This is a genomic window from Streptomyces yokosukanensis, from assembly GCF_001514035.1.
In the GTDB taxonomy this organism is placed as follows: Bacteria; Actinomycetota; Actinomycetes; order Streptomycetales; family Streptomycetaceae; genus Streptomyces; species Streptomyces yokosukanensis.
This window is the reverse complement of the sequence record NZ_KQ948207.1, coordinates 49203-61844: the sequence shown is the minus strand read 5'-3', so window position 1 is coordinate 61844 and position 12642 is coordinate 49203. Positions and strand designations below refer to the sequence as shown.

The 12642-nt window shown below is 72.5% G+C and carries 11 protein-coding genes; 7 read left to right on the top strand and 4 right to left on the bottom strand.

All coding sequences use genetic code 11. The features are described 5' to 3' along the window. Nucleotides 1–13: 13 nt before the first annotated feature. On the bottom strand, nt 14–1147 hold the full coding sequence (locus AQI95_RS03635) for a molybdopterin-dependent oxidoreductase (RefSeq protein WP_067117237.1): 1134 nt from the start codon (nt 1145–1147) through the stop codon (nt 14–16). A gap of 133 nt (nt 1148–1280) precedes the next feature. Here AQI95_RS03635 and sthA point away from each other — a divergent pair, with 133 nt between their 5' ends. Next, complete coding sequence (gene sthA, locus AQI95_RS03630) at nt 1281–2687, top strand: Si-specific NAD(P)(+) transhydrogenase (protein ID WP_067117234.1); 1407 nt, start codon at nt 1281–1283, stop codon at nt 2685–2687. A 107-nt stretch (nt 2688–2794) separates the two neighbouring features. On the opposite strand, the gene nicT is transcribed toward sthA, so the two are convergent. From nicT to efeU, 3 genes are all read right to left on the bottom strand, one after another. Then, on the bottom strand, nt 2795–3946 hold the full coding sequence (nicT, locus tag AQI95_RS03625) for a Nickel transporter NicT (protein ID WP_208614067.1): 1152 nt from the start codon (nt 3944–3946) through the stop codon (nt 2795–2797). 168 nt (nt 3947–4114) lie between these two features. Further along, complete coding sequence (efeB, locus tag AQI95_RS03620) at nt 4115–5389, bottom strand: iron uptake transporter deferrochelatase/peroxidase subunit (protein ID WP_067117231.1); 1275 nt, start codon at nt 5387–5389, stop codon at nt 4115–4117. A gap of 56 nt (nt 5390–5445) precedes the next feature. After that, a complete protein-coding gene (gene efeU, locus AQI95_RS03615) occupies nt 5446–7476 on the bottom strand; it encodes an iron uptake transporter permease EfeU (RefSeq protein WP_067117228.1) in 2031 nt (676 codons plus the stop codon). A gap of 223 nt (nt 7477–7699) precedes the next feature. Between efeU and AQI95_RS03610 the strand changes: the two genes are divergently transcribed. The 6 genes from AQI95_RS03610 (at nt 7700) to AQI95_RS03585 (ending at nt 12533) form a co-directional block, all read left to right on the top strand. Then, complete coding sequence (locus AQI95_RS03610; RefSeq protein ID WP_067117225.1) at nt 7700–8362, top strand: DedA family protein; 663 nt, start codon at nt 7700–7702, stop codon at nt 8360–8362. Continuing rightward, nucleotides 8359–8961: a phosphatase PAP2 family protein gene (locus AQI95_RS03605; RefSeq protein ID WP_067117222.1), complete on the top strand. Its 603-nt coding sequence runs from the start codon at nt 8359–8361 to the stop codon at nt 8959–8961. Before AQI95_RS03610 ends, AQI95_RS03605 begins: the two co-directional genes overlap by 4 nt. Then, nucleotides 8958–9713, top strand: coding sequence for a phosphatase PAP2 family protein (locus AQI95_RS03600; protein ID WP_067117219.1), 756 nt, complete (start codon nt 8958–8960; stop codon nt 9711–9713). The genes AQI95_RS03605 and AQI95_RS03600 overlap by 4 nt, the downstream gene beginning before the upstream one ends. Continuing rightward, nucleotides 9667–10344, top strand: a complete 678-nt coding sequence (locus AQI95_RS03595) for a response regulator transcription factor (protein WP_067117216.1) — start codon at nt 9667–9669, stop codon at nt 10342–10344. The genes AQI95_RS03600 and AQI95_RS03595 overlap by 47 nt, the downstream gene beginning before the upstream one ends. Further along, nucleotides 10341–11714 carry a sensor histidine kinase gene (locus tag AQI95_RS03590; protein ID WP_067117211.1) on the top strand — a complete coding sequence of 458 codons (1374 nt, stop codon included), beginning with the start codon at nt 10341–10343 and terminating at the stop codon, nt 11712–11714. The genes AQI95_RS03595 and AQI95_RS03590 overlap by 4 nt, the downstream gene beginning before the upstream one ends. Before the next feature lie 159 nt (nt 11715–11873). After that, the gene (locus AQI95_RS03585) at nt 11874–12533 is read left to right on the top strand and encodes an MSMEG_1061 family FMN-dependent PPOX-type flavoprotein (RefSeq protein ID WP_067117208.1); all 660 of its coding nucleotides are present in this window, start codon (nt 11874–11876) and stop codon (nt 12531–12533) included. Nucleotides 12534–12642 lie beyond the last annotated feature (109 nt).

Here is a 12642-nt window from a genome sequence, read left to right as displayed (position 1 = left end):
AGGGGCCCTGGCCCTACGGCGAAGAGGCCCGGGGACCGCACACCACCCGCACCCAGCACACCGCGTTGTTGCCGAGACCACTCCGGTTCCAGCACGGGTCGAGCGGCTGGGTGCGACCGTCGGCGTCCGTCGCGCACGCGCCCACCCCATGGGTGCCGGGCGACGCGACCCAGTCGTGGTGCCAGGCCCGCCAGGCCCACCGGTGCCCGCCCCCGGCAGGGTCCAGGACCGCCGGCGCCCAACTCGCGCCGTGATCGGTACTGACCGCCACCGAGGAGACGGGTGCCTGCCCGGACCAGGCGCGGCCGAAGAGCCTCACCGGACCCGGCCGCAGCACCCGCGTGCGGGACATGAAGTCGGGAAACCCCGGAGGCACCAGCAGGGCGCGCGGTGCGATCCGGGTGACCGGCTCGCCCTCGTCGTCGGCGCTGCGCCGGATCCGGTACGCGACCGACTGCTGGAAGCCGGTGAAGGGGACGTCGCTCACCGTGACCGAGCGCAGCCACTTCACCTGGGCCATGCCGTACCAGCCGGGCACGATCAGCCGGAGCGGCCGGCCGTGCTGCGGCGGCAGGGGCGCGCCGTTCATGGCGGTGGCGACCAGCACCCGGGGGTCGTCGCCCCGGGCCACGGCCAGGGGCAGGGCGCGCTGGTAGTCCTGCTCGACTCCGCGCTCCACGCCGTGGTCGGCGCCGGTGAAGACGACGTCCACGGCCGCCGGGTCGGCGCCCGCCTCGGCGAGCAGCAGCCCGAGCGGTACGCCGGTCCAGTCGGCGGTGCCGACGGCCTCCGTCAGCCACGGCTGGCCGACCGGCCGGGGTGTGAGCAGGGCCCGGCCGTTGCCGGCGCACTCCATGGTCACCCGGGTGGTGATCTGCGGGAACGACAGCAGGTCGGCGAGGGACAGGTCGAGCGGGGCGCGTACCCGCCCGTCGACGGTGAGCCGCCAGGCGCCGGCACTGGGCACGTACGGGATGTCGTAGTGCGTGAAAACGTAGTGCAGCCCGGGCGGGGTGATGTCGTGCCGCAGCGCCTCCAGCGGCAGACCGTGGTTGCGGGTGGCGAGCGCGAGTTCGTCGGCGCCGATCCCCTCGTCAGGGGCGGCCGGCCGGGCGGGGGCGCTGAGGTCGCCGGTTCGCTGGCCCATGGCGCCATTGTCCTCCGGGGGCACCGGTCCGGCGAGGACGGCCAAGGCCGGCGGCAACTCCCCTTCGGTCCGGGGGATTTCGACGGCGGCGGGATCTTCCGGAGCGGGCCGGAGGGCTGACAGACTCCCGAAGGTGCCCGACTTCGATTTCGACATGCTCGTCATAGGATCCGGACCCGGCGGTCAGAAGGCGGCCATCGCCGCGGCAAAGCTCGGCCGCAGCGTCGCCGTCGTCGACCGCCCCGACATGCTGGGCGGGGTCTCCCTGCACACCGGGACCATTCCCTCCAAGACCCTGCGCGAGGCGGTGCTGTACCTGACCGGTCTCACCCAGCGCGACCTGTACGGGCAGAGCTACCGGCTGAAGGACGACATCACCGTCGCCGATCTGACCGCACGCACCCAGCACGTCGTCGGCCGTGAGGTGGACGTCGTCCGCAGCCAGCTCGCCCGAAACCAGGTGACCGTCTACTCCGGCACGGCCCGCTTCGCCGATCCGCACACCGTCGCCCTGTCCGAGATCTCGGGACGGGAGCGGCTGCTGACCGCCGGGCACGTCGTCATCGCCACCGGCACCCGGCCGGCCCGCCCGGACACCGTCGCGTTCGACGGCCGGACGATCATGGACTCCGACAACGTGCTCTCGCTGGAGCAGGTGCCGCGGTCGATGGTGATCGTCGGCGCGGGTGTCATCGGCATGGAGTACGCCTCCATGTTCGCCGCGCTGGGCAGCAAGGTCACCGTGGTGGAGAGGCGTCCCGGGATGCTGGACCTGTGCGACGTGGAGATCGTGGAGTCGCTCAAGTACCACTTGCGGGACCTCGCCGTCACCTTCCGGTTCGGCGAGACCGTCGCCGCCGTCGAACGTCATCCGCGGGGCACGCTCACCGTGCTGGAGAGCGGCAAGAAGATCCCCGCGGACACGGTGATGTACTCGGCGGGCCGGCAGGGCCTCACCGACGAGCTCGACCTGGACCGGGCCGGCCTCACGGCGGACGCGCGCGGCCGGATCACGGTGGACGAGAACTACCGCACCGAGGTGCCGCACATCTACGCCGTCGGTGACGTCATCGGCTTCCCCGCGCTCGCGGCGACCTCCATGGAGCAGGGCCGCGCGGCCGCGTACCACGCGTACGGGGAGCCGGCCGGGCGGATGCACGATCTGCAGCCGATCGGCATCTACACCATTCCGGAGATCAGCTTCGTCGGCCGGACGGAGGACCAGCTGACCGAGGACCGGGTGCCGTTCGAGGTGGGCCTGGCCCGGTACCGGGAGCTGGCCCGCGGGCAGATCATCGGGGACTCGCACGGCATGCTGAAGCTGCTGGTCTCCCCCGTGGACCGCACCCTCCTCGGGGTGCACTGCTTCGGCTCGGGCGCGACCGAACTGATCCACATCGGGCAGTCGGTGATGGGGTGCGGGGGCACGGTGGACTATCTGGTCAACGCGGTGTTCAACTATCCGACGCTGGCGGAGTCGTACAAGGTCGCCGCACTGGACGCGACGAACCGGCTTCGCCAGATCGACCGACTGGACTAGCGCCGTGGGGGTTCTTGTTTCGTCGCCGGGCGCGGGTCCTTCGTGGCCGGTCGCGCAGTTCCCCGCGCCGCTGGGTGGGTGAGACGTGCCTCGGCTGAAGCGCTCGGTCAGTCCGCCGACTGCTCCGCCAGGTTCGCCGTCCACTTCTCCTCGATGCGTCCGGCCTTCCACACCAGGAGGGCGATCACCCAGGTGGCGAAGAACAGGCCGACGATGACGAAGCCGACGGTGTTGAGGTCGAGGCCGGAGATCCAGTCCCAGAAGGCGCCGTGGAGGTCCAGCTTGTCGGCGAGGAGGCCGAGGAGTTCCACGGTGCCGATGATCAGGGCGACGGCCACGGACAGGCCGGTGATGGTGAGGTTGTAGTAGACCTTGCGGACCGGCTTGGAGAACGCCCACTCGTAGGCGAAGTTCATGAACGAGCCGTCGATGGTGTCGAGGAGCGACATGCCGGCGGCGAACAGGACCGGCAGGGTCAGGATGGCGTACCAGGGCAGGCCGGAGGCGGCTCCGGAGCCGGCGAGGACCAGCAGGGCGATCTCCGTCGCGGTGTCGAAGCCGAGGCCGAACAGCAGGCCCAGCGGGTACATCTGCCAGGGCTTGCTGATCGAGCCGGTGACGCGGCCGAGCAGGCGGTTCATGAAGCCGCGGTTGTTCAGCTGGTGCTCCAGGGCGGCCTCGTCGTAGGCGCCGGAGCGCATCTGCCGGAAGACCTTCCAGATGCCCGCGAGGATGACCAGGTTGATGCCGGCGATGAGGTACAGGAAGGTGCCGGAGACGGTCGTGCCGATCAGGCCGGTGACCTCGTGCAGATGCGAGTTGTCGTCGCGGACGGGGCCGGCCAGCGTCTTCATGCCGAGCGAGAGCAGCAGGGCGAGGCCGAAGACGATGCTGGAGTGGCCGAGGGAGAACCAGAAGCCGACCGAGAGCGGGCGCTTCCCTTCGCCCATCAGCTTGCGGGTGGTGTTGTCGATGGCCGCGATGTGGTCGGCGTCGAAGGCGTGCCGCATCCCGAGGGTGTAGGCGGTGACGCCGATGCCGATTCCGAAGGACTCGTTGCCGACGCTGAAGTGCTGGGGCGCGATGATGCCGACGAGGGTGCCCCAGCCGATGACGTGCAGGGCGAGCACGAAGGCGGCCATGCCGCCGACCCTGGTCCACTCCTGCCGTGTCATGGAGCCTCGGACACGCTGCCAGGCCGAACGCTTGGCGTCGGCCTGGACGGGGAGGGACGGAGCGGAACCAGGGGCGGCCGTCATCGGGAGGGGCATCCTTCGGTGGTGCGGGTACGGCCGCGCGTCGCAGCCTCGTGCCATTTTCTCCTACCTGCAAACCATGTGCAGTACGCGTGCGGTAAAGGCAAAGGCAGGCCTTTCCCATGCGGAGGAAAAGGCCTGCCGTGCCGAAACGCGAGATCAGCGGGGTGGTCAGGCGGAGAGCATGCCCCGGCCCAGCCAGTCCTCGGTGTCCCTGACGCCGGGCAGGGCGAAGAAGTAGCCGCCGCCGGTCGGTGAGATGTAGTCCACCAGCGGCTCGTCGATCAGCCGGGTCTGCACGGCCTCGAACTGGCGCTTGACGTCCTGCTGGTAGCAGCAGAAGACCAGGCCCATGTCGAGGTTGCCGACGTTGTCCACGCCCCGGTCGTAGTTGTAGCCGCGGCGCAGGATGCGGGAGCTGTCGGTCCTGGCGGTGCGCGGGTTGGCGAGGCGGATGTGGGCGTCCACCGGGATCGCGGTGCCGTGCGGGTCCTTGGCGTAGTTGGGGACGTCGGTCTCCTTGGCGCCGTCGAGCGGGGCGCCGGTGTCCTTGCGGCGGCCGAACATCTTCTCCTGCTCGGTGAGCGAGACCCGGTCCCAGAACTCGACGAGCATCCGGATGATCCGGATGACCTGGTAGCTGCCGCCCGCCGTCCAGGCCGGCTCGCCCTGGCCGTCGCCGACCCAGATCAGCTTGTTCGTCTCACGGGCGGAGGTGACGTCCGGGTTGGCGATGCCGTCCTTGAAGCCGAGCAGGTTGCGCTGGGCGCCGGTGGGGCGCGGGGCGTTCTGGAAGCCGTCGATGCGCCACTTGATCTGCATGGCGCCGCGGGTGTGCCGGGCGATGTCGCGCAGCGCGTGCAGCACCGTGTCCTGGCTCTGGGCGCAGATCTGCAGCGACAGGTCGCCGTGGCACTCGGCCGCGTTCAGGTTGTCGTTGGGGAACGTCCGCATCGGGGTGAGCCGGGCGGGCCTGGCCTTGGCGAGGCCGTAGCGGTCGTCGAAGAGGGAGGCGCCGACGCCGACGGTGACGGTGAGGCCGTCCGAGGGGACCGCGGGGCCGAGGATGCCGTTGTCGGAGGGCGGCGCGCCGACGCCCAGGTCGGTGGGGGTGCCGCCGGAGGTGAGGAAGCGGGCCCGCTCGGTGAGGGTCTTCAGCAGGTCGGTCAGGCCCTTGCGGTCGTCGGCTATGACGTCCAGCGAGACGAAGGTGGCGGCGGCCGGTGCCGCCGTGACGATGCCGGCCTGGTGGGCGCCGTGAAAGGGGGTCTTCGCCGTGCCGTCGGCGTTCGAGGGCTGCGCCTCGGCGGTGCCACCGCTCTCCTGCGCGAGCGCGAAGCCGCCGCCGGCCAGGACCGCGCCCGCGGCACCGGCGCCCAGTGCGGTGCGCACGAAGGAGCGGCGAGCGGGGCCGACGGGGCAGGCCGACGGTTCGGCAGTGGACATCGGAGGGTTCCCTTCGTGGTGCGGCTGTGCGGGCGTCGTCGGGCGGCTGTCGGTCATCAGGCGGACTTCCGGATCTCGAGGAGGTCCGGGATCGGGGCGAGGTCCTCCAGGAGCTGCCCGGTGGCGCCGTCGAGACGCTGCTTGTCGGGCGCGGCGAGCCGGTCGACGGGCGTCCAGTCGGTGCCGTGGTGGGCGGCGTCCAGCAGGCTCTGCAGGCGGGCGATGTCCGTGTCGACGGCCTGGAGGAGCTTGGGCGCGCGGGGGGTGAGCAGCGGCTTGAGGACGGTGAGCAGCTCGCGGGTGCCGGCCAGGTTGGCGTCGGCGGTGGCGAGGCCCGTGCCGCTGCCCTCGTCGGTGTCGCCGGTCAGCTCGAACTGGAGGGTGTTCTCCAGGATCTCGTGGGCGCGCAGCGGGAGGTCGCCGGGGTCGAAGTCCTGGCCGGGGAAGGCCTTGCGCAGTCCGGCGACGTCGGTGACGAGCTGCTGGGCGGGGCCGGTCAGCTCCTTGGCCGGCCGGCCGTGCCACAGGCCGTGCTCGATGCGGTGGAAGCCGGTGAAGTCCTTGTCCTGGACGCCGTCGGTCAGCCCGTCGGCCCGGCCGTTGATCTTCTTGTCGAAGTCCTCGAAGGTGCCGTAGGCGGCGCCGAGCGAGGAGTAGGTGCGGTGGGCGGTGAGCCAGTCGGTGCGGGCCTTGTCCAGGTGGTTGCCCCGGATGTCGTCGGCGAGCGTGCGGGTCTGGCCGACGAGGGTGTCCAGCCCCTGCTCGACGTAGGCCTTGTACGCCTTCAGGGGGGCGGCGAGGTCCTGTTCGGAGACGGGGACGACCGGCTTGGCCGCGCCGCCGCCGGTGACGGTCACCGACCCGGAGGTGACGGCCTTGCCGTCGGTGGGCACGCACCGCCAGGCGTAGGTGCCGCCCGCGACGGTGGCGACGAGGTCACGGGTGGTGCCGGGGGCGAGGCCCTCGATCTCGCCGTAGACGGCGTTGGTGGACGGGTCGACCAGGTACACCTCGGAGGTCTTGCCGCCGGTGTTGTGCATCTGGAAGGTCTGCCGGCCGGGCTTGGGCGCGGTGAAGCCCTTGCCGCACTCGGTCTCGGAGACGGCGACGGTCTGGTCGCCCGCGGGCTTGGGCCGGGAGAGCGCGACGACGAGTCCGGCGATCACGACGGGTACGGCGACCACGGCGGCCGGCACGACCCAGACCGGGCGGCGCCGCTCGGGCCGGTCGGCCTTCGGCTCGCGCGCGGGGCGCTCCTTCGCCGGCCCCGGCGCCGAGGCCCGTACACCGCGCACGAACAGGGTCATGACGACGACGAGGTAGGCGACGTAGGCCACCACCTGGAGCCAGGTCATGGTCGGGGTGAGATTGAGGACACCCTGGACGAGGGTGCTGTACCAGGAGCCGGCGTCGACGCTGCTCGCGAGGTCGACCGCGTAGGCCGTCCTGCCCGGCAGCACACCGCCTTCCTGGAGGTCGCGCAGGCCGTAGCCGAGGACGCCGGCCGCGATGACGATCAGGACGACACCGGTGGCGGTGAAGAACTTCGTCAGGTTGATCTTCAGGACGCGCCGGTACAGGCCCCAGCACAGGCCGGCCGCGAGGACGAGGCCGATTCCGGCGCCGGTCAGCGGTCCGGCCGACTCGCCGGCCGCCCGGGCGGTGGTCCACAGGAACAGGGCCGTCTCCAGGCCCTCACGGCCGACCGCGAGGAACGAGGTCAGGATCAGCATGCCGGAGCCCATGGCGAGGGCGCCGGTCACCTTCTCCTTCAGCTCGCCGGAGAGGCCGCGGGCCGAGCGGCGCATCCAGAACACCATGGCGGTGACGAACGCGACGGCGATCACGCTGAGCGTGCCGCCGAACGCCTCCTGGGCGGTCTGCGGCATGGACGCGGCGGTGAAGGTGAGCACCGCGCCGAAGCTCATCGCCACGGCGACGGCGGCGAGGACACCGGTCCACACCTGGGGCAGCCGGGAGCGCGCCTCGGCCCGCACCAGGGTGGCGACCAGGATGGAGACGATCAGTCCGGCTTCGAGCCCCTCCCTGAGTCCGATCAGGAAACTCGGAAACGCGTCGTCCCACATGCCCTGCTGCCCTCCCTGCTACTTAGTGAAGGCATGCCTTACCTTCGCGGACCATCATGACTACGGCCGTGTAGTCGGTCAGTCATGAAGCGGCAATGGACAGGCAAAGTCACGGAACGATCGGCACTCTCCGTTCGTCTACAGTCCAGTAGACCGTCTACAAATATGTAGTCGGATCTTGTCGAGGAAGTCGACGAAAAGTCGATGGAAAGGGTGTACGGCGATGGCCGCTTCCCCCCACCTGGCGTCGCAGCTCGCGGTCAATGTGCTCGACGCCCACTCCCTGCTCGCCGCCTTCGGCGTGCTCGGCGTCGGCGTGGTGCTCTTCGCGGAGACGGGCCTGCTGATCGGGTTCTTCCTGCCCGGGGACTCGCTGCTGTTCACGGCGGGGCTGCTGTGCACGGGATCCGCCGGTGGCGGGGTGCACCTCTCGCTCGGCCCGCTGCTCGTCGCGGCCGCCGCCGGTGCGCTGGCCGGCTCGCAGTGCGGCTTCCTGATCGGCCGCAAGGCGGGCGGCACCCTGCTCGCCCGCACCCGCTCGGCCAAGCTGCGCGAGGGTGCCCGGCGCGCCGAGGAGCTGCTGGAGCGCTACGGCCACGCGAAGGCGATCGTGCTGGCCCGCTTCGTGCCCGTGGTGCGCACGGTGCTGAACCCGATGGCGGGCGCGCTCGGCGTGCCGGCCCGGACCTTCACCCTCTGGCAGACGGCGGGCGGACTCGTGTGGAGCCTCGGCCTCACCCTCGCCGGATACGCGCTGGGCTCCTCGATCCCGAACGTCGACAAGTATCTGCTGCCGCTGATCGCTCTGATCGTCGTCGTGTCGCTGCTCCCGCTCGCCGCCGAGGTGCTGCGCTCCCGCAGGGCCGCGAAGGAGGCCCGCGGATGATGACCGCCCTGACGGGCTCGTCGGTCGACGGGCCGCTCTACACCGACGTGGTGAACCTCGCCCACCACTCCCCCGCCTGGCTGGACGACACCGTCGCGGTGTGGTCGGCGTACGGCCTGGCGGTGTTCGCGCTGCTCATGGCGGTGGGCTGGTGGCAGGCCCGCCGGGACGGGGCGGGGGCGGCCATGACGGCGCTGGCCGTGCCGTTGGTGGTGGTGGCCGCGTTCGCCGTGACCAGCGCCGTCAAACCGCTGGTGGCCGAGGACCGGCCGTGCCGGAGCCTGCCCTTCCGCACGCTGGAGGCGTGCCCCGCGCGCGGTGACTGGTCGTTCCCGAGCAATCACACCGCGATCGCCTGCGCCGCGGCGGTCGCCCTGTTCTTCGTCTCCCGGCGCCTCGGCGCCGTCGCGTCGGTGTGCGCGCTCGCCATGGCGGCCTCCCGGGTGTGGGTCGGGGTGCACTACCCCCACGACGTCGTCGCGGGGGCGGCGCTCGGCGGGCTGGTCGGCTACCTGACGATGCTGGTCGTACGGCGCCGGCCGGCGGGCCTCGCGGAACGGCTGTCGGGGACATGGCTGCGTCCTTTCCTGGTGTCATGAACCGCAGCCGGATCAAGGAACCGGCGGGCACCATGGCTCTCGGCACATGGATGGCGTTCGCGGTACTGGCCGCGGTGGTGGTGAGCAACCAGGGCGCCCCGCTCTATCTGGACCGCGGCCTGCTGTCCTGGTCCGTCGGGCACCGCCCGCCGGTGGCGGTGGCACTGGCCCGGGGACTGACCACCACGGGCACGGGGGTCGTACCGTACGTCCTCGTGGCCGTGGCCGGACTGATCGCGGGACGCACCGCACGGCAGCGGCTGGTGGCCGTGCCGCTCGGCGCGCTCTGCCTCGGCGCCGGCCAGGCGATGCGCTACGGCGTGATGGAGCTGATCGACAGGGTGCGGCCGCCGGGGTACGACTGGCAGACACATGCCTCCGGCTGGTCCTTCCCCTCCGGGCACGCGACCACGGCCGCGCTGACGGCCGGCCTGCTGATCGCCGCCCTGTGCCTGCGCGCCCCACGCGGCCGGACCGCCCTGTGCGTACTGGTCGCCTGCTGGGCGGCCGGGGTCGGGCTGACCCGGGTCTTCCTGGGCGTGCACTGGTTCACCGACGTGCTCGGCGGCTGGCTGTTCGCCGCCGGCCTGCTCGGCGTCTTCATCGGCGCGGTGGCCCACTGGCTGCCCGAGCGCCACGTCCCCCGTGCCCCCGAACCGGGCACATCCCACCCGAGCGATACGGCCGACGGGCCGATGGAGAGCGATGCGTCCCACGATCCTCATCGTCGAGGACGATCACGCCCTGCGTGACGTGCTGCGCCGTGGACTGCACGACGAGGACTTCGACACGGCGGTGGCCCCCGACGGTGCCACCGCCCTGCGGCTGGCGACGGCGGACGTGGCAGCCGCCGTGCTGGACGTCGGGCTGCCCGACGCCGACGGCCGCGACGTCTGCCAGGCCATGCGCGCCAACGGCTTCCTCGCCCCGGTCGTCTTCCTGACCGCGCGGCACGGGCTGACCGACCGGCTGTCCGGCTTCTCGGCCGGCGGCGACGACTACCTGCCCAAGCCCTTCCACCTCGCCGAGCTGGCCGCCCGGCTCCGGGCCGCCCTGCGGCGGGCGGCACCGTCGGCCACGCCCGCCGCCCCTGTCACCGCAGCCGGCGGCCTGGTGCTCGACGGCGTCCGGCACAGCGCCACCGTGCACGGCAGCCGCGTCGAGCTCACCCCGACGGAGTTCCGGCTGCTGGCGGCGCTCACCGCGGCCGGCGGGGAGCTGGTGCGCCGCCGCGATCTGCTCCGCGCGGGCTGGCCCGAGGGGGCACAGGTCAGCGAGAACACGCTCGACCAGTACCTGACCCGGCTGCGCCGCAAGCTGCGCGCGGCCGGCAGCGAGCTGACCATCGCCACCGCGCGCGGCGTCGGCCACCGCCTGACATGAACCTCCCCGCACGCACCCGGTCCGTGCTCGCCCGCCTCGCGCCGCGCACCCTGCGCGGCCGGCTCTCCCTGGTCGCACTGACCACGGCGGCCCTGCTGATGGTGATCCTCACCGTGGCCTTCAACGCCGTGGTCCGCCATCGCCTGGAGCGGGAGGCGGACGACGAACTGCGCACCCGTGCGGCGGCCGTCGCCACGACCGTCGACATCCACGACGACCGGGTGCGCGTCCTGGAGACCTCGGGCGACCGGCTCCTCGACACCAACGCCTGGATCTACGCCGGCGGCCGACTGCTGGAGCAGCCCCCGTCCGAGTCCGGCGCGCTCACCCGTGCCGCCGACGCCCTGGCCGCCGCGGGCCGGCGCGGCTGCCGCACGGTGCAGGGCCCCGACACGGTACGGCTGTGCGCGCAGCCGGTGCCCGGGGCCACGGCACGGGCCACCGTGGTCACGGCGCTGGACCTCGCGCCGTTCCGCAGCTCGGCCCGGACACTGCTACTGGGCTCGCTCGCCCTGGACGCGGTGATGCTCGCCTGCACCTATGCGCTGACCCGGCTGGCGGTGGGGCGGGCGCTGCGGCCGGTGCGGGCCATGACGGACCAGGCGACCCAGTGGAGCGCCGTGGGCTCCGAGGAGCGTTTCGCGGGCCGGGGCGGTCCGGCCGAACTGGCCGCACTGGGCGCCTCGTTGGACTCCCTGCTGGACCGGATCCGGGCGGTGCTGCGGCACGAGCGGCAGCTGACCGGCGAGCTGTCGCACGAACTGCGCACTCCGCTCAGCCGGATCGTCGCCGAGCTGGACTGGTGGCGTGCCCGCCCGCGCTCCGGGGCCGAGACCCGGGCCTCGCACGAGGTCGTGGCGGAGGCCGCGCAGTCGATGCGCACCATCTGCGACACGCTGCTGGACGAGGCCCGCGAGGGCATGCCCACGGCCCCCGGCACCGCCGACGCGCCGCTGGTGCTCAACCGGCTGGCGGCACGCGCGGACGCTCCCGGTGCGGTGCGGATCGTCGTACCGGACGGGCCGGTGCCGCTCACCGTCGGCGTGCAGCCGGCGCTCCTCGAACGGATCGTCAGCCCGCTGCTGGCCAACGCGGTGCGCTATGCCCGTACGACGGTCACGCTGAGCGCGTCCCGGTCGGAGAGCGGTATACGGGTCGAGGTCACGGACGACGGCCCGGGTGTACCCGCCGCCTTCACCGAGCTGCTCTTCCAGCCCGGCAGGCGGGCCGACCCCGGCGACGGGCACACCGGCGCGGGCCTCGGGCTGCCGCTGGCCCGTCGCCTGGCCAGGTCGGCAGGGGGCGAGGTGTCCTACGAACCCGGGCACGGGCCGGGGGCGCGGTTCGTGGTGATCCTGCCGGCGGGCTGATCCCGCCCGGCTCGGCGCGACGGCCCGCTGCTCGGTGACGTCCTCGTGGGTCACCATCGGGTGGACCGGCGGGGTGCGTTCGGCGCCCGTACCGCCGGTCCGCCGCCATCGGCCCAGCTCAGCCACTCGACGCGAAACAGGGAGGTTAGGGTCGCAGGCATGACAACACCCCTTGCCGGCAGTGCCTTCGACTCGCTCCGCCTCGACGCGGTGGCCGACCAGGAGGCGTTGCGCCGGGCCTACGAACTCCCCAGCGACGCGGCCGTGCGCAAGCAGATGACCGAACTCACCGAGCAGACCCGGCGGTTGATCGGCTGCTCCTCGCTGGTCCTGGTCGCGAGCGCGGACGCCGAGGGCAATTGCGACGTCTCCCCGCGCGGCGGCCCCGCCGGGTTCGTCGCGGTCCTGGACGCACGGACGGTGGCGATACCGGACGCGACCGGCAACAAGCGTCTGGACACCCTGCAGAACGTCGTCGCCACCGGACGGGCCGGGCTGCTGTTCGTCATCCCGGGGCGCACCACGACACTCAGGGTGAACGGCCGGGCCTGCGTCTCCACCCGCCCGGAACTGCTGTCGCAGCTGACCGCCGTGGGCAAACCGCCGGCCAGTGCGCTGGTGCTGGGGGTCGAGGAGGTCTACCCGCACTGCCCCAAGTCGCTCCTGCGCAGCGCGGCCTGGAAGCCGGAGCAGTGGCTGCCGGCGGACGCCCAGCCGACCTCGGCCGAGGTGACGCTGGCCCAGCTGCGGATGCCGGAGCTGACGATCGCCGACATCGAGCAGGCGGAGGCGGATTCACTGAAGTACCGGTACGAGTAGCGGGCCGACCAGCGACTGCCGAACCACCGGCCCGCCGGACTCCCGGACCGGCACGCCCCGAGACCGATCTCGGGGCAGCCCGTCGGCGCGGTGACCCGCGTCACACCCG